Raw genomic sequence first — 21444 nt, forward strand, 5'->3', positions numbered from 1 at the left:
CGCCGGAGTAAGTGCGCCGATCCGCATTTTCTCCGGTTACGTCTATGAGTTGTGCGCGACGTCGGCGCGCGGAGCCGGTGGTGAGACCACTGGCTTGATGGATTGATTTTGACTGCGCGGGTTCACGTCCTAGGGGACGATGATCAAGCCAGAATGCGTTGATTGCTGCGTTGATATCATTGATGAGCGTGTACTGCCGTGACCAAGTGTCCCGCATGTTCAGCCCGTGTTACTCGCGAGCATCGCTTCTGCTCTCAATGCGGCGCGCGCCTCGATCACGCCGTGGAGCAGTCCTCCGGTCCATCACTTGCCAGCATCGTCGACCGCGAGGCGCGGGTTGTTCCGCTGCACGATCATGCGACGGTTCGGTCACAGATGCTGACCGAGAACAAGCAGGTCAGCGTTCTCTTTGTCGACGTCTGCGACTCCACATCACTGCTCCAGCACTCCGACCCCGAGGAATCCCGCAACTATCTCGGCAAGACGCTGAACCATCTGGCCGAAGCGGTCGCGACCTATGGCGGCACGGTGAGCCAGTTACTCGGCGACGGGCTAGTCGCTTTGTTCGGCGCGCCCGTGGCGCAGGAGGATCACGCCCTGCGGGCGTGCCTTGCGGCTCTCAAGATGCAGAGAGCCAACATTCCCGGCCACGCGGTTCAGGGCGTGGCCAGCCCGATGCTGCGCATCGGCATCAATTCGGGCGAAGTCCTGGTCGGCGTCGTCGGACAATACGGCTGGTCGCATTACGGGGCGGACGGCAAGACGATTCACCTTGCATCGCGGCTCGAAAAGATGGCGGCTCCCGGCGGCATTCTGATCAGTGCCGCGACGCAGCGCCTCGTCGCGCAGCAGATCGACACGCAGCCGGTGGGGACGCGGTCGGTCCGAGGGCTGGACGATCCGGTCGACCTCCATGAGGTCGTGGTCGCCACCGAAAGTTCGGCGGCCGCGCCGCTGACGCGCAAGCAGCGCTGGGCGCCCCTGGTCGGCCGCGAAGATTCCTTGCGGGTCCTGGCCGGAGATCTCGACATCGTTCGAACCGGCGCGATGCGAACGATCGGGCTGTGCGGCGATGCGGGGATCGGGAAGTCCCGCCTAATCGCCGACTGGATCGCCGCGCTTGCAAGCCAGGGCATGGAGGTCTGCCTTTCGCAGGCACGAGGCTACGCGAGCGCTCGCGCCTACAGCACCGCCGCGGACCTGATCGCAAGCCTCGCCGGGTTGCCGCAAACAAGCCTGACCGATGCACAATCCGTCAGGCAGAGCCTGGCCGCCGAATGGGCCACCGAGGGCGCCGCGCATCTCGCCGCGATCAACGACCTGCTGGGTCTGGCGGCGCCGGACCAGGCTTGGCTGGGGCTCAATCCGGTCCAGCGGCGGCGCCGGATTGGCGACGCGTTGCTGTGGCTCGTGCGCAGGCGCGCCCAAGCGGGCCCCTTCGTGCTCGTGCTCGAAGACGTTTTCCTGGCTGACCGCGAGAGCCGGCGGTTGTTCGAGGCTCTGCTGCCAAAGCTACAGGGACTGCCGATCCTTGTCTGCGTCAGCTATCGACCTGATTTCGACCATCAGTGGCGCCAGGCCCCCTGGTTTGCCGAGCGCATGATCGAGCCGCTCCGCGATGGCGAGATGTTCAGGCTCGCGCGCGCCCTGCTGGGGGATGATCTGTCCGTGCTCGGCGCCATGAACGAATTGGTGGCGCGCGCCGACGGCAATCCCTTCTTCCTGGAGCAACTGGTCATCACGCTGATCGACGACGGATCGCTCGAGGGAACGCCGGGCGCATACCGCCTGCAGCGGCCGCCCGGGGAGCTGCGCGTGCCGGGCTCGATCGCCGCGGTGATCGGCGCGCGCGTCGACAGGCTGCCTGAAGCCGCCAAGTCCGCGCTCGAGGCTGCTGCGATCCTCGGCGACCCCATCACGCGCGAGCTGATCGCCGCGATGCAGGCCGTGGACCTTGGGCGTGCCGAAGAATTGCTGGGCCTGTGCGTTGCATCCGGATTGTTGGCGGGGTCGGATCAGGCGCGCGGTCAGCTCGAGCAGCACGCATTCGCGTTTCGCCACGCATTGGTGCGCGATGTCGTGCTCGGAGCGCTCACGCGCGCGCGGCTCAAGGCGCTGCATCGACAGGCCTTCCTGGCGCTGCATGCGCGGCCGGGGGCGGCTGAGGCGGATGTCGCGCCGGCGCTGGCGCACCATGCCTTCAAAGGGGAGGAGTGGGAGCAGGCGGCGAGATTCACCGTCAAGTCGATGGCCCGCGCCATCTCGCGCTCGGCCAATCAGGAAGCCCTTCAACTGTTCGAGAAGGGTCTTCAGGCAGCGCGCCGCGTCGACGACGCCTCGATTGCCCAGACCCTGGAACTCGCGCTTCGCCTGGAAGCCATCGGGGCGATGCTGGCCCTCGGGCAGATCGACGACATCTTCAGCAACATGGAGCGTGCGGAAGCCATCGCGGTGCAGCTGAACGATCAGCGCGCACGAGCGGCGGTGTCGACCGAGACGGCGGTATTCTTGTGGATGCGCGGACGCTTTGAGCAAGGTCTGCGCTATGCCTCACGGGGGCTTGAGGCGGCCCGCCTCGCGCAGCGCCGCCATATGATGATGGCGGCGCATCAGACCCGCCTGATGAACCTCCACGCGCTCGGTCGATATGCAGAGGCGGCCACGGAAGGCCAAGTTCTGCTCTCCGACTACGGACGGGAGCTGTCGGCGCATGTCGTTCAACCCGGATGGGCCGCGATCCCCATCATCAATCTCTATGCGTTTCATGCCAGCACGCTCTGGCGGCTGGGAGACAGTGCAACCGCCCACGCGTTCTGTGCCAAGGCCTACGAGATCCTGTCGAACATCGACCATCCCTATTCCCGGCTGCTGATCGACACCGTCCAGTCGCAGATCTGGATCGAGAGCCGGGAGCTCGACAGGGCCGAGCCCTTGATGCGCGCGGGCGTGCAGCAATGCATGACGCACAACGTTCCGACCATGCTTTCGGTTTGTACGGGCGTTCTCGGCAGTGCGCTTGCGCGCAACGACAAAGCCGCCGAGGCGGCGACGATGCTGGAGAAGGGGTTCGCCGATCGCATCTACGCTGCGGCAGGACCCTACGGCAGGACGTTCATGCGCGTGAGCCTGGGCGTCGCCTATCGCAAGCTCGGCCGGTTGGATGATGCGATCGCGGTCGGCCGCAAGGCGGTCGAGGAGGCCGCCGAAGAATACGGCCACCAGACCGAAGCCTTGTACGAGCTTGCTGAGACCTTGCGGCAGGCCGGCGATCTCGCCGGCGCCGAAGCGCATTTCAAGCGGGCTGCCGATGCCGCGGAGCGTCTGGGCATGCCCCACTATCAAAGACAGGCCGCAGCGGCCCTCGCGGATTGGCGGAAGGACGGGTATGCAGCATGAAACTCTCGACCTATGAACCCGACGCGTTGCCGCCGGGAGCACGCAGCCTCTCCTATGGTCTGTTCTGCTGGCTCAATCGCCACATTACGGTCTTGCGTGCGGTCGGTGCAGTGCTTCGGCACTGGCCAGCCATTGGCGGCTGGTTCGGCCTGGCGGCACGCGCCAGTGCGGTCAAGGACGTGCTGACGCGCACGGGCAGCTTCGCCAATACGGCCCATGCGGCCAACATGGTCTCTGGCGACTACCTCATCGGGATGGATCCCGGGCCGACCTATTCGGACGATCGGGACCTGGTCCATGCGCGGTTGGCCGCTCTAAACGTCCCCGCCGATTCCGATGCCGAGGCGCAGCGGCGCATCAAGGCTCTGAGCGTGCGCGGCGCGGGCGGCTTCGACCTGATCGACGAGTACCTGATGTGGGTCGTGTTCCACGCCATGCGGCCGCTGTTCGGCGCGGCAACGGGCGCGGTGGTGGCGGGGTCGGCGGCCGACGCTGCGCAGGGCGATGTCGACGAGGGCTTGCAGCGACAATACATGCTCGAGATCCGCTATGTTGCGGGGCAACTGCTGGCCGGCAGCTTGGCGACGCTCGATCTTCGGCGACGGGCGGAAGCCTGCGGGGATGCGCTGCAGACGCGGATCGATCGCGTGACCGGCCTCATCGGCGCCGCCTGGGGCGTCAAGAGCTCCTCCGCCGACATTGAACGAAACGCGGTCGGTCTTGCCTGGATCTCGCACCCTGTCACCGTCCAGTCCGGGGCTCTCGTCGTCCAGGAGCTGCTGGGACGAACGAAGGTCTACGAAGAGCTGCGATCGAAAGCTGCCAAGCTCGGCGGGCCCGCCGTCTGGACCGATCCCGAGTTCCGCAAGATCGTGCGCAACCATGTGCTCGAGCTGATGCGCTTCCGGCCGATCTTTCCGCTGCTGGCCCGCGACGTGCCGCGCGACACGGAAATGAAAACCGGGGCGCGGCACAACGCCGGATGTCCGGGTGGTGGGAAGGTCTCGCTGCTGTCGATCGCAGCGCTGTTCGATCCCAACGCCGTTCCCCAGAGCGGTCGCTTCTGCCCGGAGCGCGATTGGGGCAAGAACGATGCCTTGCGCTATCTCATGTTCGGATACGGCTACCGCCAATGTCCCGCGCGGGATCACGCGGTGGAGATCCTGACCAGCGCGCTGATTGGCCTGCTCACCTTGCCGCGGCTGCAACTGGCGCGCGGTGAAGGCAAGGCCATCGCCTATGACGGGCCGCTGATGCTGTGCATGCGGATGTGTACGACCTGAGTGAGCGGAGAACACGGCCATGCTCGAGATCGTCCGGCAGCAGATGATCTGCATCGTTGCGCCAGGCTGGGCCGGCGGCGCTGAAATTCCAAGGCAACTTCACGGTGCATTGGATGCCCTGCTGGACGACGTCGCGGTGGTGCACTTCGTTTCGATCGGGCTGCTGCCGGCCTTGGCCGGGGCCCCGAACCAGCAGCCGGTGCTCTTGCTCGAGCTTGCCGTGGAGGAGGGCTTGCGCCCTTACGACCTGCTGTACCGCCTCGTCTATCATCCCGACGGCGCGATGTGGATGCTGTTCGGCGGCATGGTCGCTCCCAACGTCGCCGTACCCACGGCCAAGGACAAAGAGCAATTGCTGAACCAGCTGATGGGCTGGCACAGCATCGCCGACGGCGGCTTCGTCGGCGCCCGCGACCGCTCGGTCCGCCAGATCAAGATGGAGAGCGACCTGCTGGATCAGACGCGCATCGAAGCGCGGAAGCTGAAGCAAAAATACGGCAACGATCGCACCGCATTCGCCCTGGCGCTGGCCCGGTGGGCCTACGCCAACCCACGTTTCGAGTGGGCGGCCAAGCCTGCGCCGCGATCCTATTGGCGCGGGACGGGGGCGAGCATCGGTGCCAAGCTCGCTTATCCCGTGGCGGCGATCGTTCTGTGGTTCGCCGTGCTCTGGCTGCTGCGGGCCCTTCCGCGCGCCTATAATTGGTTCTTCGGCGAGCCCGGTCCCGGGCTGCGGGCGGTCGAAGACGCCGTCATCAAGACGAGCGCATGCCTGCATGCGATGAGCTGGCACGGGCTGGTGGCGCTCGGGGTGATCGCATTCCTCGTCTGGCTGTTCCTGGTGCCGCTGCCCGCGCAATTCGTGTCCTGGCGGCGCTGGCTGAACAGCGTTCAGCAGGAGCTCGATCGGCCGACCCAGACGCTCTCGTCGCTCGCAACCTATGTGGGCGGCTGGCTGATCGGCGTGCCGCTGCTGCTGGCCGTCGCCGCCTGCGCCATCGCCTACACGTTTGCACCGTTGGCCTATGAGGTAGCTCCGGCCTATATGCATGACGTCATCGAACCGAAGCTGCCAAAGCTGACCGGATTGCAGATCACCGGCATCGCAATCTTCGCGATCGCCGCGGTGCTTTGCATCGGCGCGCTGTTCTACTGGCTCAATCGCTATTTCACCGAGCTGAGCAGAAAGTTCTTTCATCCGCTCGAAGAGGACGTTCCGCGGGCCCAGCAGATCCATCCGTCGGTCGAGCGATGCGAGGCCGATCTGGTCGGTGGCACCCAGCACATGTTCAGCCTCACGGAGCTGCGCGGTCCGCAATGGTGGAGCGCGTGGTGCATCCGGCTGGCGCTGCGCATCGTGACGTTTGCCGGACGGGTGTTCTTCACGCAAGGCTGGCTCGGCAATGCGCCGGGCATCCATTTCGGCCATTGGCACATCATCGACAACGGCCGCCGCTTTCTGTTCTGCTCGAACTATGACGGCAATTTCGGCGGCTATCTCGACGATTTCATTAACGGCGCGGCCGTCGGCACCACGCTGGCCTGGCGCTGGACCGAGCTGAATCCACGCGCCCCGGCGCTGGAGGGGCAGCCCGGCATCGCCAAGGCGCGCAGCTTTCCGCCGACGCGCTTCGTGGTGTTTCGCGGCGTGAAGTGCGAGCTGAGATTCAAGTCCTATGCGCGCGACAGCATGCTGCCGCATCTCTACCATTTCGACGCCTGCAACCGGACGGTCGACCAGATCAACCTCGCCACGGGGCTGCGCGACGCCTTGTTCGGCGAGCGCAACGAGAAGAACGACGACCTGATCATGAGGGCCATCGAGACATGAAGCACGCTCCGCGCCTCTCCGAGCAAAGCCACGACATCCAGGGCATGCTGAAGAGCGGCTTCGGCTGGCTCAAATCCAGCCGCTTCTGGCTGCTGACGATCCGCGACGGCCGCGAGGATCAAGCGCGGGCCTGGCTCGCGCGTCTCGTCGACAGCAAGCTTGTCGTCAGCGCCAAATGCGTCGCCAAGGGCAAGACTAAGAGCAAGACCGAGGGCAAGACGGAGCCGGAAGCGTCGATCGGGGAGGCGGTGTCGGTCGCCTTCAGCTTCGCGGGGCTGAAGAAGCTCGGCTGTACGGAGGCCGAGACGCATCCGTTTCCGACGCCTTTCAGCTCCGGCATGGGCAGCGCGTTGCGCCAGGATCTGTTGAGAGACGCTCCGCGTGATGACTGGCGCTGGTCGGATGTCGAGGGCGCCAGCGGCCGCCAAACCGTTCACATTCTCGTTGCGCAATGGTGGGTGCTCGACGCAACCGCGCGCATGGAGGAGCCGGACCCGGCTGTGTTCATGGTCGAGACCGTCGAGAACAATCCTTGCTCGTTTGCGGATGGCCAATTGCGTGAGCCGTTCGGCTTCCGCGACGGCCTCGCCCAACCCGTGATCCGCGATCTCCGGGACGAAGAGGGAGCGACCCCGCAGCAGGCCCGAAAGGACGCCGGCAAGCTTTATGAGGATCGTGTCGTCGAGCCCGGCGAATTCATTCTGGGCTATCGCAACGAGTACGACGAGCTCACCTACTGCCCCAACGTGAATGAATGGCCGCAAACGAAAGACCGCTTCACGCTGAACGGGAGTTATCTGGCGGTCCGGCAGATCGAGCAGTATGTCGATGCGTTCAAGCAGTTCGAAGCAGCCAATGGCCAACCGACCTGCGAAAAACTGATGGGACGTCGAAAGGACGGCATGCCGCTCGGCTGGCAGGGGCCTCCAGGGTCGAATTCGGCGGCCGACGCCTTCCGCTATCGCGTCGAGGACGCCAATGGCTTCGTCTGTCCGAAGGGCGCGCATATCCGCCGGTCCAACCCGCGCGATTCCCTCGGGATCGACGTGCCGTCGAGCATCAAATCATCGAAGCTGCACCGGCTGCTCCGCCGCGGGCGGCCCTATCGCGAGAAGACCGAGACCGGACATCGCGAAGGCATCTTCTTCATTGCGTGCAATGCCGATCTCGAGCGTCAGTTCGAATTCATCCACCAGCGCTGGCTGCAAAATCCGCGTTTCGGCACGCTCGAGAAGCAGGACGATCCGATCGTGGGGTCGCTGGCCGGCGACAAGAGCTTCACCATTCCGGGATCGCCGAGCGGCGGCGAGGTCACGCTGGCTTCGTTCACGGGCGCGCGCGGAGGCGGCTACTTCTTCCTGCCCGGGATCGCAGCGCTGAAATTCATCGCCGGCGCGAAGCTCCGCTCGACGCACCGCCTTGAAGCGGCCGCCTCCTGACAGGCACGATCCCGGAAGGTGTCAATCCTGCGGCTCGGATGCCGCATCGCCCTGGGCGTCGATGCGCAGCCAGCCCGAGGGGGCGAGGCGCTGCTGCGGCAGGAAGCGGGCCTTGTAGTCCATCTTCTTGGAGCCTTCGATCCAGTAGCCGAGATAGACGTAAGGCAGGCCCTGCCTGCGGGCGCGGGCGATGTGGTCGAGGATCATGAAGGTGCCCATCGAGCGTGAGACCTGGCCCGGCTCGAAGAACGAATAGACCATCGACAGGCCGTCGCTGAGGACGTCCGTGAGCGCCACCGCGATCAGCTCCTCGCCGCGGCCGGTGATGCTGCTGTCGGGGCCGCGCTTGCGATACTCGATGATGCGGGTCTCGACGTGGCTGTCCTCGACCATCATGGCGTAGTCGAGCACCGTCATGTCGGCCATGCCGCCGTGGCGGTGGCGGGCGTCGAGATAGGCACGGAACACGGAATACTGCTCGGAGGTCGGCACCGCGCTGCGCTGCTCGCCGATGATGTCGGCATTGCGCGCCATCACCTTGCGGAAGTTGCGGGAGGGGCGGAACTCGTTGGCGACGACCCGGACCGAAACGCAGGCGCGGCACTGGTCGCAGGCCGGCCGGTAGGCGATCGACTGGCTGCGGCGGAAGCCGCCATGGGTCAGGAGGTCATTGAGGTCGCCGGCGCGCTCACCCACGAGGTGCGTAAACACCTTGCGCTCATGCCGGCCCGGCAGATAGGGGCACGGGGAGGGCGCCGTCAGGTAAAATTGGGGGGTGTCGCGCGAGTGCTGGGTCAAGGGACGTCGTGGGCCTCCGAAGTGAATGTCAGCATCGCGCTACGGAAGCCCCCGGTCAATTGGTCTGCTCGGCAAGGCAGATCGGCAGTCAGCTTAATGGATCCCGGTTAGTAGGCGGTTGATCACCAGGTCCTCGAAGCCTGCGGCACCGGCGCGCGGACGGAATTGTTGACCACGACCGTTCCCAGCACGAAATCGTGCAGCAGGCGCCGGCGGCTATTGAACGGGCCGACCAGCACCACGAAGGGCGTCAGGAACGAGACGGTCACCCAGAACAGCACGGCATGGGTGGCCCCGAGCACGAAATAGCCGGGCGCGCCGTACCAGGTGCGCAGCTCCAGATCCATCAGCCGCATGCCGATCGTCGCCGACGAAGGACCGCCGATGCAGGCGCCGTAATAGACGATGGCCCAGATCACCGAGGCCGGCCAGGCCAGCCAGAATAGCGCCCAGCCGAGGCCGAGCGTGACCACGCCGAACAACGCGATGAAGAGGTAGCCGAGGATCACCGGCACCGAGATCACGACCATGTCGATCAGGAACGCGAAAGCCCGGCGCGTCGCAACGCCGCGGAACAGTTCCGGGTGCAAATAGGGGTCGTAGGCGTGCGGTTGCACCCCGCCGTCATTGCGCCAGGCATTGCCCGAGTCCGAATACGACATGTCCGTTCTCCCAAGGGGAAGCTCAAGGGGGAAGCTCCCGTGGCAGGACATGGGAACAGGCCGTCCGCGTGCCAAGGGTGCGCTGGGATTAACAAGCCGAAATATTCCGGCGATTCGGGGGCGGGAGAGCCTGGCGGTTGAGCGCCGATAATGTCGTGAGGCTTACCCCTGCGTCCGCAGCTTCTCCGCCGCCTTCGGCGCAAAATAGCTCAGCACCCCGTCGGCGCCGGCGCGCTTGAACGCCAAAAGGCTCTCCATCATCGCGCGCTCGCCGTCGAGCCAGCCGTTGTTCGCGGCGGCCGCGATCATCGCGTATTCGCCCGAGACCTGGTAGGCGAAGGTCGGCATCGCAAAGGTGTCCTTCACGCGGCGGACCACGTCGAGATAGGGCATGCCGGGCTTCACCATCACCATGTCTGCGCCCTCGGCGATGTCGAGCTCGACCTCGCGCAGGGCCTCGTCGGAATTGGCGCTGTCCATCTGGTAGGTGCGCTTGTCGCCGGTCAGCGTCTTGGCCGAGCCGATGGCATCGCGGAACGGGCCGTAGAAGGCGGAGGCGTATTTGGCCGCGTAGGCCATGATCTGCACGTCGGACTGGCCTGCGCGATCCAGCCCCTCGCGGATGGCGGCGACGCGGCCGTCCATCATGTCCGAGGGCGCGATGATGTCGCAGCCGGCTTCGGCCTGCACCAGGGCTTGGCGCACCAGCACGGCGACCGTCTCGTCGTTCAAGATCCTGCCGTCGGAGATCAGGCCGTCATGGCCGTGGCTGGTGAAGGGATCGAGCGCGACGTCGCAGAGCAGGCCGATCTCCGGAAACTCCTTCTTGATCGCGCGCACGGCCTGGCAGACCAGATTGTTCGGGTTGGTCGCCTCGGAGCCTTCCTCGTCGCGCAAGGACGGCTCGGTGTAGGGAAACAGCGCGATGCAGGGGATGGTGAGCTTCATGGCGCGCTCGGCCTCGCGCACCGCCTGGTCGACGCTGAGGCGCTCGACGCCGGGCATCGAGGCGACCTGCTCGCGCTTGTTGTTGCCGTCGATGAGGAACAGCGGCCAGATCAAATCGTCGGTGGTGAGCACGTTCTCCCGCACCATGCGCCGGGCCCATTCGGCCTTGCGGTTGCGGCGCGGCCGGACGGTCAGATCGAGGGCATGGGGCACCGCGGTGCCCTCGCTGCGCGAAACCTCGCGCAATTCGATCGGACGTCCGTATTTGATCGCCATCACTCTTCCTCCGGCTGGAATTATTCTTATACCAGCTCGCACGGTTCCCGTCACCGCGGCTTGACCTGCCGCAAGGGATGGGTAGCCGATTGATTTTGCAGGGCGAAGCAGCCAGAAGGGGCTCATGTCCGAGATTTCCACCCGCGATGGCGCCCGCGACGGCGCCAGGGACACTGCCAGAGACAATGCGATGTCCGTCGCTGCGATCTCGTCGGAGCGGGCCGAGTCCGACGACAATGTCTGGACGCGCCGCCTGGTGCTGTTCCTGCGGGTGATGGCGCTGCTCTCGATCCTGAAAGGTCTCTATCACTGGGCGCAGGTCACGGGCTTTGTCGGCGGCGAGGACGAGGCGTTCGAGAACCAGGCGATGGCCTGGCAGGCCGCGACGGTTTACTTCGCCGTGATCGAGCTCGTCGCCGCGGTCGGCCTTTGGCTGGCAACGCCGTGGGGCGCGGTGGTGTGGCTGACGACCGTGGTGTCCATGGCAGTGATCGAGCTGATGTTCCCGGGCATCTACGGCGGCAGCCTGATCGTCGTCGGCGTCGAGGCCTTCATGCTCGCCGCCTATCTCGCGCTGGCCTGGATGGCCGCGCGCGAACGGCCGCCATAGGCGACGACGTCGCCGCAAAAATTGCGGGCGTCCGGGCCATCTCTCCGCGTTCTCGCTTTGAAACATCCGGGTCCCGGCTCTGCGCGCCGCTTTGCGGCGCTTGTCCGGGACACGAGAGTGTTGTGTTTGGTTGACCGCTGGTTGCCTAAAATTTGCGGTAAGTTTTCGTTGACCAGGGCGGTTCCGCCACAGCTCTTACGCGCCCGTTTCGAAACGAACCGGGGCTGTTCTGGAATGCGACAACAGGGGCGGACGGAGGGTGAACAGGACCTTGCGAAGGTCAACAGAGGGTTGCGAAAAGTGCTTGTGGCACAGGCTTAATCCGCAATTCACTGTCTTAAATTCATGATCTCTTTATTCTCTTATTTAAGCCGATCTTCAAACGAGCCCCTTAAGTTGCACCTATCAGACGGGACACAAGTTTCGTCGAATAAGTGTCGATAAAAACGACAACAGGGGAAGTGTCATGATGAAAGCCGTCGCAACTGCGGCAGATACCGCAGAGCGCGTCTCCGGCCAGCAGGGTTCGGTGCAGTCGCTCTATCTGGAAGCTTTGACTCTGGTGGAGCGGCTGCATCGCCGGCTCCTCGACGTGATCAAGGACGAATTCGATCGCCGCGGCCGTGCGGACATCAACTCGGTGCAGGCGCTCCTGCTCTACAACATCGGCGACAAGGAGCTGACCGCGGGCGAGCTGCGCACGCGCGGCTACTATCTCGGCTCCAACGTCTCCTACAATCTGAAGAAGCTCGTCGAGCTCGGCTTCCTCGATCATCAGCGCTCGCGCGTCGATCGCCGCTCGGTGCGCATTCGCCTGACCCCGCAGGGCCAGGAAGTCCGCCGCATCGTCGATGCGCTCTACCAGAAGCACGTCAAGACGGTGGAGCAGGTCGGCGGCATCTCGGGTGAGGAATTCTCGACCCTCAACAAGTCGCTGCACCGCCTCGAGCGGTTCTGGACCGACCAGATCCTCTATCGTCTCTGAGTTTTCAGAAGGGACCAAGGCCAAGCCGGCCCGCAACAAGACCGGCAAGCCTGCCCTGGACGTGCCTGACTTCCCCAAGCGCACTGGTCCGGAGTTGCCCCGGACCGGTGCGTTTACATTTTTGCACTGCGAAAAAAATCTCGGATGCGAGGAACCAGTTCCGGGTCCGGCGCTTATTTCCTTCGGATCGGAGACAGGACGATGCTGGTCGAGCGCGGGCTTCAGGCGATGAACGTGGAACTCGTGAGCGAGGCCTACGCGATCGCGGCGAACTACCTTCGCCGCTCCGGCGCCATCCCCGATACGCTCGTCACCGACGAACGCCTGCTCGAGGTCATCATCAAGCTGATCCAGCGCGGCGAATTCAACAAGATCAGGCTCGCCAACAAGGCGATCAATTGGTTCGAGACGCAGTCCGAGGCTCGCGCGGTTGCCTGATCAAGACTCCGAAAATCCAAGAGAACCAGAGGGTGCCATGGAAGCCGCGATCGACCGCATCATGCAGACCTATGACCTGCTCGCCAACCGCACCGCCGCGGCCAGCGAGGAGGCACGGGCCAAGGTCACGAGCTATCTCACGACGTTGATGGAAGCCGGCGAGAAGGACCCGCACAGGTTGACGGTGTGCGGTTTGACCTATCTGCGCCAGCTCGACGGCAGCGTGGACCCGGTGAAGGCGGGGTATACGGGGCTGTAAGGCGACGCCTGCCGAAGTCCGCGCCTCCAGGCATGAGCAGCTAGGGCCGAAGCGGCCCCATTCCGGATGAGGCGGACGGGCGGTTCTCTCGAACCGGCCCGATCCCCGAAAACTCCGTTCTCCACCATATCTGGCATAAATCCGGTGCTCGACCCGCAAACCCTTGGCCTGTTGCGGGCGATGTGGTAGATCGCGCGCGCCGCTTCCGATCGCCACACCAGACCGCCCGTAGCCCGCCACAAGGCTGCGGCGGTGGAGATATTCTCAAGATGACGTCAGCCAAGACCGCCTCCGCGCCCGATTCGTTTTTCACCGCCTCGCTCGAGCAGGCCGACCCGGAAATCGCCGCCGCCATCAAGGGCGAACTCGGCCGGCAGCGCCATGAGGTCGAGCTGATCGCCTCCGAGAACATCGTCAGCCGGGCCGTGCTGGAAGCGCAGGGTTCGGTGATGACCAACAAATATGCGGAAGGTTATCCGGGCGCGCGCTATTACGGCGGTTGTGAGTGGGTCGACGTCGCCGAGAACCTCGCGATCGATCGTGCCAAGAAGCTGTTCGGCGCGAACTTCGCCAACGTGCAGCCGAACTCCGGCAGCCAGATGAACCAGGCGGTGTTTCTGGCCCTGCTGCAGCCCGGCGACACCTTCATGGGTCTCGATCTCGCGGCCGGCGGCCATCTCACCCACGGTTCGCCCGTCAACATGAGCGGCAAGTGGTTCAAGGCCGCGCACTACACCGTGCGCCGCGAGGACCAGATCATCGACATGGATGCGGTCGCCAAGCAGGCCGAGCAGGTCAAGCCGAAGCTGATCGTCGCCGGCGGCTCGGCCTATTCGCGCGCCTGGGATTTCAAGCGCTTTCGCGAGATCGCCGACAGCGTCGGCGCCTATCTCCTGGTCGACATGGCGCACTTCGCCGGCCTCGTTGCCGGTGGCGTCCATGCCTCGCCCGTGCCGTACGCGCACATCACTACCACCACGACGCACAAATCGCTGCGCGGCCCGCGCGGCGGCCTGATGCTGTGGAATGACGAGACGCTGACCAAGAAGTTCAACTCGGCGATCTTCCCGGGCCTGCAGGGCGGCCCCCTGATGCACGTGATCGCGGCGAAGGCGGTCGCTTTCGGCGAGGCGCTGCGTCCGGACTTCAAGGTCTATGCCAAGAACGTCGTCGAGAACGCCAAGGCGCTGGCGGAAGCGATGAAGGGCCACGGCTTCGACATCGTCTCCGGCGGCACCGACAACCACCTGATGCTGGTCGACCTCAGGCCGAAGGGCCTGAAGGGCAACGCCTCGGAGAAGGCGCTGGTTCGCGCCGCCATCACCTGCAACAAGAACGGCATTCCGTTCGACCCCGAGTCGCCGTTCGTCACCTCCGGCATTCGTCTGGGCACGCCGGCGGCGACCACGCGCGGCTTTGGCGTCGCCGAATTCCAGCAGGTCGGCGGCATGATCGCCGAGGTCCTCAACGCGATCGCGCAGTCCGCCGACGGCAAGGCGCCGCTGGTGGAAGCTGCGATCAAGGAACGGGTCAAGGCGCTCACCGATCGGTTCCCGATCTATCAGTAAGGTTGGGTCAAGCGGATGCGCTGTCCAAACTGCAACAGTCTCGATACGCAGGTGAAGGACTCGCGTCCGACCGAGGACTCGTCCGTGATCCGCAGGCGGCGCGTATGCGTCGCCTGCAACTTCCGCTTCACCACCTTCGAGCGCGTGCAGCTGCGCGAGCTCACGGTGATCAAGCGCAACGGCCGCCGCGTGCCGTTCGATCGCGACAAGCTGATGCGCTCGGTGCAGATCAGCTTGCGCAAGCGTCAGGTCGAGCCGGAGCGCGTGGAGAAGATGGTCTCCACCATCGTGCGCGAGCTCGAGACCGGGGGCGAGGCCGAGATCTCGTCCGAGGTGATCGGCGAGACCGTGATGGAGCATCTGCGCACGCTCGACGACGTCGCCTATGTCCGCTTCGCCTCGGTCTATCGCAATTTCCGCGAGGCCAAGGATTTCGCCGATGTGCTCGGCGAGCTCTCCGGTGAGGAGGAAGCGCGGCTCGCCGCGATCCGCAAATGATCTTCCGTATCCTGGAAGACCAGTACGCGCAGAAGGCCCGCGAGGCCAAGGACGCCGATCTTCGCTTCATGCGGCTGGCGCTGGCGCTGGGCAGGCGCGGGCAGGGGCGCACCTGGCCCAATCCGGCCGTCGGTGCGGTCATCGTCAAGAACGGGGTCATCGTCGGCCGCGGCTGGACGCAACCGGGCGGGCGGCCGCATGGCGAGCCCGAGGCGTTGCGGCGGGCAGGTGAAGCGGCACGCGGCGCCACGCTCTATGTCACGCTGGAGCCGTGCTCGCATTTCGGCAAGTCGCCGCCTTGCGCCGATGCAGTGATCGCGGCCGGCATCAAGCGCGTGGTGGCGGCGATCGAGGATCCCAATCCGGAAGTTGCGGGGCAGGGCCATGCGCGCCTGCGCGCCGCCGGCGTTACTGTGGATGTGGGCCTGTGCGCGGCGGAAGCCGCCTTCGACCATGCCGGGCATTTCCGCCGCATCCGCGACAAGCGCGCGCATGTAATCCTGAAGCTCGCGGTGTCGCCCGACGGCAAGATCGGCGCGGCCGGCGTCAAGCCGGTCGCGATCACCGGGGAAGCGGCGCGCAATCGCGTGCATCTGCTGCGTGCGCAGAGCGATGCCATCCTGGTCGGCATCGGAACGGTGCTGGCGGACGATCCGCTTCTCACCTGCCGCCTGCCGGGCATGGCGGCGCGCTCGCCGGTGCGCGTGGTGCTCGATCAGAGCCTGCGGCTTCCCGGCGCAAGCAGACTGATAGGCTCCGCGCGCGAGACGCCGCTCTGGGTGGTGGGGTCTGAGCTCGCGGAAGCCGCCGCGGCGACGCGGCTGGGTGCGACCGGCGCGCAAGTGATCCGTGTCCCGGCGGCAAATGCCTCCGGGCTCGATCTGCCGGCGGTGCTGCGGGCGCTGGCCGGGAAGGGCATCACCCGCCTGATGGTCGAGGGCGGCAGCCGGGTGGCGTCCTCATTCGTCGCGGCCGATCTAGTCGACGAGATCTGGCTGTTCCGCGGCACGGAAGCGGTCGGCAGTGACGGCGTCGATGCGCTCGATGCATTGCCCCTGTCGAAAATCACGCAGTCGCAGGCCTACAAGGTTCATGCTAGCGAGACATTCGACAAGGATACTCTCACCGTCTACGAGCGCGCGTAATGTTCACCGGCATTGTCACCGATATCGGCGAGATCGTCAGCTTCACGCCCGTGGCACAGGGCCAGCTGCACCGGCTGCGCATCGCCTGCAGCTACGATCAGACCACAATCGCCGACGGCGCCTCGATCGCCAGCAACGGCGTCTGCCTGACGGTGGTTGCTTCCGGCGTCGCAGGCGACAAAACCTGGTATGACGTCGATGCGGCGGCGGAAACGCTGGCGCTGACGACAGCGAAGCACTGGAAGCAGGGCACGAAGCTCAACCTCGAGCGTGCGCTGAAGATCGGCGACGAGCTCGGCGGCCACATCGTCGCCGGCCACGCCGATGGCATTGCGACCGTCGTCAGCCGCGAGGACCTGCCTGACATGGCCCGGTTCGAGCTCTCGACCACGCGGGAGCTGGCCCGGTTCATCGCCACCAAGGGCTCGATCACGCTCGACGGCGTCTCGCTGACGGTCAATACGGTGAAGGACGTGACCTTTTCGGTGCTGATCATCCCGCATACGCTGACGGTGACCACGATCGGTGGCTGGAAGGCGGGCAGTGAGGTCAATATCGAGGTCGATCTGATGGCCCGCTATGCGGCGCGGCTGACGGAAATGAAGTGACGGCGCATAAAGTTCGTCATGCGCGGGCTTGACCCGCGCATCCATCCTCTTATGAGGGGCTTGCCCGATGGATTGCCGGGTCAAGCCCGGCAATGACAGAATAGGTAGACCATGGCAGACGCGCGGCGCGCACCCCTGAAGGACCAGACCGACATTTCCGGCGCGCGCGCGCTGATTGTCGAGGCGCGGTTCTATGACGATCTCCAGGACGCACTTCTGGACGGCGCAATTGCCGAGCTGAAGGCGGCCGGCCTGAGCCATGACGTCATTACGGTTCCGGGCGCGCTGGAAATTCCGGCCGCCGTGGCCATCGCGATCGATGCGGCTGAGGGGAACGGCAAGCCTTATGACGCGGTGATCGCGCTCGGCTGCGTGATCCGTGGCGACACCATTCATTTCGAGATCGTCTCGCAGGAATCCTCGCGCGCGCTGATGGATCTCGCGGTTGCGCGCAAGCTTCCGCTCGGCAATGGCATCCTCACCGTCAACAACGAGGACCAGGCCTGGGCGCGGGCGCGCGCCAGCGAGCTCAACAAGGGCGGTGATGCCGCGCGCGCGGCGCTCGCGATGCTGCGCATCAAACGCCGTCTGGCGCGGGCCTAGAGCCATGGCCGACAACACCAAAAAGCCGGCGGGGCCTAACGAGAAGAAAGCGAACCGGCGCGGTGCGGCGCGGCTCGCGGCCGTGCAGGCGCTGTACCAGATGGACATCGCCGGCGCCGGCATCAACGACATCTTCGCCGAGTTCGAGAGCCATTGGCTCGGCAACGAGGTCGAGGGCGACACTTATTTGCCGGCGGAAGCCGCCTTCTTCCGCGACGTCGTGTCCGGCGTCGTGCGCGACCAGAAGAAGCTCGATCCCCTGATCGACGAGGCGCTGTCGAAGGGCTGGCCGTTGAAGCGGATCGAGGCGATCCTGCGCGCAGTGCTGCGGGCGGGGGCCTACGAACTGGAGCATCGCAGGGACGTGCCGGGCCGCGTCGTCATTTCCGAATATGTCGACGTCGCCAATGCCTTCGTCGACCGCGAGGAGACCGGCATGGTCAACGCGGTGCTCGACCAGATCGGCCGCCAATTTCGCGGCGACGAGTTCGGGCGATAGTCGTGCTGGGGGGCGTTGCATTGAAGCAATACGCGAGCCCCATTCTCCGCTGTCATCACCCGCGAAGGCGGGTGATCCAGTACGCCGCGGCCTATCGATTTGACACGAGCGTCTCTGGAATACTGGATCGCCCGGTCGAGCCGGGCGATGACACCTGTTTGTGGGGATAAGCCAGTGGCAAACCCACAAAATCCCTCCGCCGAAGACAGCCTCATCGCGCGCTATTTCAAGCCGCTGGCGACCGATCCCGGTGCGTTCGGTCTGGTCGATGACGCCGCGGTGCTGTCGTCGTCCGGCGACGACATCGTCGTCACCACAGATGCCGTCGTCGAGGGCGTGCACTATCTTGCCAGCGATCCGGCCGGCACCATCGCGCGCAAGGCGCTGCGGGTGAACCTGTCCGATCTCGCCGCCAAGGGCGCGGTGCCGGCGGGCTTCGTGCTGACGCTGGCGTTGCGCAGCAAGGAGGATGCCTGGCTGCGGCCCTTTGCGGACGCGCTGGGCGAAGACGCAAGGGAATTCGCTTGTCCTCTGCTCGGCGGCGACACGGTCTCGACGCCGGGTCCGCAGATGATCTCGATCACGGCCTTCGGCCGCGTGCCGCAGGGGCGTATGGTCGGCCGTACCGGCGCAAGGCCAGGCGATCGCATCCTGGTGACGGGCACGATCGGCGACGCTGCGCTCGGCCTCGACGTGCTCACCGGCGGCGCTGCCGCGGCAGCGCTCGCAAACAGTCCCGCCGCAAAGGACGCCCTGGTCTCGCGCTATCGCGTGCCGCAGCCGCGCAATGTGCTGGCGCGGGCCGTGCGCGATCATGCGACCGCGGCGATGGACGTCTCCGACGGGCTCGCCGGCGATCTGGTGAAGCTCTGCGCGGCGTCCGCCGTCTCGGCCACGGTCGATGTGGCAAGCGTGCCGCTCTCGGCCGCGGCAGCAGGCCTGGTCGCCCGCAACATCGTTGGCGTCGAGACGCTGCTCGCGGCGGGCGACGATTACGAGGTGCTGTGCACGGTCCCGCCGGCGCAAGCCGATGCGCTGATTGCCGCGGGGCGGGCGGCCGGCCTTGCCGTCACGGCGATCGGCACGATCGTCGCAGGGACGCAGAAGCCGCGATTCCTGGACGGACAGGGCCAGGAACTGGCTTTGACGCGGCTGTCCTACAGCCACTTCTAGGAATCGCTCCAAACCGGCATCTTGGTTCTCAGCACTTGGTTCTAAATACCTGCCGAGATCGGCGTTTTCGGCCTTATCCGGCGTTGCACCCTCAATTTGATTTTGGCAAGCTTGCGGCTGACTGAAGCCGCCCCTTTTGGGCAAGGGGCGGCTTTGTTCGAAATCAAGGCGCCGCACTGCACAACGGACAATAAAAGGCGCCGGGGGTACATCAAGGATCTGAGGCAAACATCACATGACAGCATTATGGTTGATAGTGCTCTGCGGAGTGCTTTCCGTCGTCTACGCGATTTGGGCGACGTCTTCGGTGTTGAGCGCGGATGCGGGGTCGCCGCGCATGCAGGAGATCGCAGGAGCGGTCGCTGAAGGCGCACAGGCGTATCTGCGGCGCCAGTACACCACGATCGGCATCGTCGGCATCGTCATCTTCGTGCTGCTTGCCTATTTCCTCGGTCTCTATGTCGCGATCGGATTTTTGATCGGCGCCGTCCTGTCGGGGGCGGCCGGCTTCATCGGCATGAACGTCTCCGTCCGGGCCAATGTGCGGACGGCCCAGGCTGCGACGACCTCGCTTGCCGGCGGCCTCGAACTCGCTTTCAAGGCGGGCGCGATCACCGGCCTTCTGGTCGCAGGTCTCGCACTGCTAGGGGTGACCCTCTACTTTGCCTTCCTGGTCCATTCCTTGAAGCTTGCGCCTGACAGCCGTACCGTGATCGACGCCATGGTGGCACTCGGCTTCGGCGCCTCGCTGATCTCGATCTTCGCCCGTCTCGGCGGCGGCATCTTCACCAAGGGTGCGGACGTCGGCGGCGATCTCGTCGGCAAGGTCGAGGCCGGCATCCCCGAGGACGATCCGCGCAATCCCGCCACCATCGCCGACAACGTCGGTGACAACGTGGGCGACTGCGCCGGCATGGCTGCCGACCTGTTCGAGACCTACGCGGTGACCGCGGTCGCCACCATGGTCCTGGCGGCGATCTTCTTCGCCAAGACGCCGATCCTCGCCAACATGATGACGCTGCCGCTCGCGATCGGCGGCATCTGCATCATCACCTCGATCATCGGCACCTTCTTCGTCAAGCTCGGGCCGAGCCAGTCGATCATGGGCGCGCTCTATAAGGGCCTGATCGCAACCGGCGTCCTGTCGCTGATCGGCATTGCGCTGGTGATCTACTATCTGATCGGCTTCGGCAAGCTCGAGGGCGTCAACTACACCGGCATGGCGCTGTTCGAATGCGGCGTGGTCGGCCTCGTCGTCACCGCGCTGATCATCTGGATCACCGAATACTACACGGGCACCGACTATCGTCCGGTGAAGTCGATCGCCCAGGCCTCGGTGACCGGCCACGGCACCAACGTGATCCAGGGCCTTGCCATCTCGATGGAAGCGACCGCGCTGCCTGCGATCGTGATCATCGCGGGCATCCTGGTCACCTACAGCCTCGCCGGCCTGTTCGGCATCGCGATCGCGACCGCCACCATGCTGGCACTGGCCGGCATGATCGTCGCCCTCGACGCCTTCGGCCCCGTCACCGACAATGCCGGCGGCATCGCCGAGATGGCGGGACTGCCCAAGGAGGTGCGCAAATCGACCGACGCGCTCGATGCGGTCGGCAACACCACCAAGGCGGTGACCAAGGGATACGCGATCGGCTCGGCCGGTCTCGGCGCTCTCGTGCTGTTTGCGGCCTACAACGAGGACCTCAAGTACTTCGTTGCCGGCTCCGCGAAGTATCCCTACTTCGCCGGCGTCAATCCGGACTTCTCGCTGAACAATCCCTACGTGGTTGTCGGCCTGCTGTTCGGCGGCCTCTTGCCCTACCTGTTCGGCGCGATGGGCATGACCGCCGTCGGGCGGGCGGCCGGCGCCATCGTCGAGGAGGTGCGGCGTCAGTTCCGCGAGAAGCCCGGCATCATGCAGGGCACCGACAAGCCTGATTACGGCAAGGCGGTCGACCTGCTGACGAAGGCGGCGATCAAGGAGATGATCATCCCCTCGCTGCTGCCGGTGCTGTCGCCGATCGTCGTCTACTTCCTAATCTACGCGATCGCGGGTGGCGGCGTGGCCGGCAAGTCGGCCGCGTTTTCCGCGGTCGGCGCCATGCTGCTCGGCGTCATCGTGACGGGTCTGTTCGTCGCGATCTCCATGACCTCGGGCGGCGGCGCCTGGGATAACGCCAAGAAGTACATCGAGGACGGCCATTTCGGCGGCAAGGGCTCTGATGCCCACAAGTCGGCCGTCACCGGCGACACCGTCGGCGATCCCTACAAGGATACGGCGGGCCCCGCCGTGAACCCGATGATCAAGATCACGAACATCGTGGCCTTGCTGCTGCTGGCGATCCTGGCGCACTGAGCGGCGGGTAGAGGTTCAAGACAAACCCCGCGGCGCAAGCCGCGGGGTTTTTCGTTGGGGGCGGCGCGG

19 protein-coding genes are annotated in these 21444 nt (G+C 65.4%); 16 read left to right on the forward strand and 3 right to left on the reverse strand.

The features are described 5' to 3' along the window. Positions 1 to 282 precede the first annotated feature (282 nt). From ML401_RS14875 to ML401_RS14890, 4 genes are read left to right on the forward strand one after another with little or no spacing between them, the layout of a single operon-like run. On the forward strand, positions 283 to 3396 hold the full coding sequence (locus ML401_RS14875) for an adenylate/guanylate cyclase domain-containing protein (RefSeq protein WP_285812331.1): 3114 nt from the start codon (positions 283 to 285) through the stop codon (positions 3394 to 3396). Beyond that, on the forward strand, positions 3393 to 4679 hold the full coding sequence (locus ML401_RS14880; RefSeq protein ID WP_285812332.1) for a cytochrome P450: 1287 nt from the start codon (positions 3393 to 3395) through the stop codon (positions 4677 to 4679). The genes ML401_RS14875 and ML401_RS14880 overlap by 4 nt, the downstream gene beginning before the upstream one ends. 19 nt (positions 4680 to 4698) lie before the next feature. Then, positions 4699 to 6510, forward strand: coding sequence for a hypothetical protein (locus ML401_RS14885; RefSeq protein WP_285812333.1), 1812 nt, complete (start codon positions 4699 to 4701; stop codon positions 6508 to 6510). Next, complete coding sequence (locus ML401_RS14890) at positions 6507 to 7949, forward strand: Dyp-type peroxidase domain-containing protein (RefSeq protein WP_285812334.1); 1443 nt, start codon at positions 6507 to 6509, stop codon at positions 7947 to 7949. Before ML401_RS14885 ends, ML401_RS14890 begins: the two co-directional genes overlap by 4 nt. A gap of 21 nt (positions 7950 to 7970) precedes the next feature. Here the strand turns inward: ML401_RS14890 and ML401_RS14895 are convergent, their stop codons facing one another. The 3 genes from ML401_RS14895 to hemB all read right to left on the reverse strand — a co-directional run bounded on the left by ML401_RS14895 (position 7971) and on the right by hemB (position 10633). Beyond that, positions 7971 to 8747 carry an arginyltransferase gene (locus tag ML401_RS14895; protein ID WP_285812335.1) on the reverse strand — a complete coding sequence of 259 codons (777 nt, stop codon included), beginning with the start codon at positions 8745 to 8747 and terminating at the stop codon, positions 7971 to 7973. A 122-nt stretch (positions 8748 to 8869) separates the two neighbouring features. Next, positions 8870 to 9409, reverse strand: coding sequence for an RDD family protein (locus ML401_RS14900; RefSeq protein WP_285812336.1), 540 nt, complete (start codon positions 9407 to 9409; stop codon positions 8870 to 8872). Positions 9410 to 9571: 162 nt separating this feature from the next. Next, positions 9572 to 10633 carry a porphobilinogen synthase gene (gene hemB / locus ML401_RS14905; protein WP_211416730.1) on the reverse strand — a complete coding sequence of 354 codons (1062 nt, stop codon included), beginning with the start codon at positions 10631 to 10633 and terminating at the stop codon, positions 9572 to 9574. 124 nt (positions 10634 to 10757) lie between these two features. On the opposite strand from hemB, the gene ML401_RS14910 reads away from it, so the two are divergent. The 12 genes from ML401_RS14910 (at position 10758) to ML401_RS14965 (ending at position 21375) form a co-directional block, all read left to right on the forward strand. Further along, the gene (locus ML401_RS14910; protein ID WP_194407742.1) at positions 10758 to 11243 is read left to right on the forward strand and encodes a DUF6163 family protein; all 486 of its coding nucleotides are present in this window, start codon (positions 10758 to 10760) and stop codon (positions 11241 to 11243) included. Positions 11244 to 11709: 466 nt separating this feature from the next. Further along, entirely contained in the window at positions 11710 to 12228 is a 519-nt protein-coding gene (gene ldtR / locus ML401_RS14915; protein ID WP_018320040.1) for a transcriptional regulator LdtR, read from the forward strand. Between the two features lie 201 nt (positions 12229 to 12429). Continuing rightward, positions 12430 to 12666, forward strand: coding sequence for a hypothetical protein (locus tag ML401_RS14920; protein ID WP_211416731.1), 237 nt, complete (start codon positions 12430 to 12432; stop codon positions 12664 to 12666). Between the two features lie 37 nt (positions 12667 to 12703). Beyond that, entirely contained in the window at positions 12704 to 12925 is a 222-nt protein-coding gene (locus ML401_RS14925; RefSeq protein ID WP_194407744.1) for a hypothetical protein, read from the forward strand. Between the two features lie 269 nt (positions 12926 to 13194). Beyond that, on the forward strand, positions 13195 to 14493 hold the full coding sequence (gene glyA, locus ML401_RS14930; protein ID WP_194407745.1) for a serine hydroxymethyltransferase: 1299 nt from the start codon (positions 13195 to 13197) through the stop codon (positions 14491 to 14493). 15 nt (positions 14494 to 14508) lie between these two features. Then, positions 14509 to 14991 carry a transcriptional regulator NrdR gene (nrdR, locus tag ML401_RS14935; RefSeq protein WP_011087793.1) on the forward strand — a complete coding sequence of 161 codons (483 nt, stop codon included), beginning with the start codon at positions 14509 to 14511 and terminating at the stop codon, positions 14989 to 14991. Further along, a complete protein-coding gene (ribD, locus tag ML401_RS14940) occupies positions 14988 to 16136 on the forward strand; it encodes a bifunctional diaminohydroxyphosphoribosylaminopyrimidine deaminase/5-amino-6-(5-phosphoribosylamino)uracil reductase RibD (RefSeq protein ID WP_285812337.1) in 1149 nt (382 codons plus the stop codon). Before nrdR ends, ribD begins: the two co-directional genes overlap by 4 nt. Further along, positions 16136 to 16744, forward strand: coding sequence for a riboflavin synthase (locus ML401_RS14945; protein ID WP_285812338.1), 609 nt, complete (start codon positions 16136 to 16138; stop codon positions 16742 to 16744). Before ribD ends, ML401_RS14945 begins: the two co-directional genes overlap by 1 nt. Positions 16745 to 16855: 111 nt before the next feature. Next, positions 16856 to 17347, forward strand: a complete 492-nt coding sequence (gene ribH / locus ML401_RS14950) for a 6,7-dimethyl-8-ribityllumazine synthase (RefSeq protein ID WP_285812339.1) — start codon at positions 16856 to 16858, stop codon at positions 17345 to 17347. Between the two features lie 4 nt (positions 17348 to 17351). After that, a complete protein-coding gene (nusB, locus tag ML401_RS14955; protein ID WP_211416735.1) occupies positions 17352 to 17846 on the forward strand; it encodes a transcription antitermination factor NusB in 495 nt (164 codons plus the stop codon). 147 nt (positions 17847 to 17993) lie between these two features. Continuing rightward, a complete protein-coding gene (gene thiL, locus ML401_RS14960; protein WP_285812340.1) occupies positions 17994 to 19019 on the forward strand; it encodes a thiamine-phosphate kinase in 1026 nt (341 codons plus the stop codon). Between the two features lie 235 nt (positions 19020 to 19254). Next, the gene (locus ML401_RS14965; protein WP_194407751.1) at positions 19255 to 21375 is read left to right on the forward strand and encodes a sodium-translocating pyrophosphatase; all 2121 of its coding nucleotides are present in this window, start codon (positions 19255 to 19257) and stop codon (positions 21373 to 21375) included. The last annotated feature ends 69 nt before the right edge of the window (positions 21376 to 21444 follow it).

The sequence above is a fragment of the Bradyrhizobium sp. 62B genome, assembly GCF_030272265.2.
In the GTDB taxonomy this organism is placed as follows: domain Bacteria; phylum Pseudomonadota; class Alphaproteobacteria; order Rhizobiales; family Xanthobacteraceae; genus Bradyrhizobium.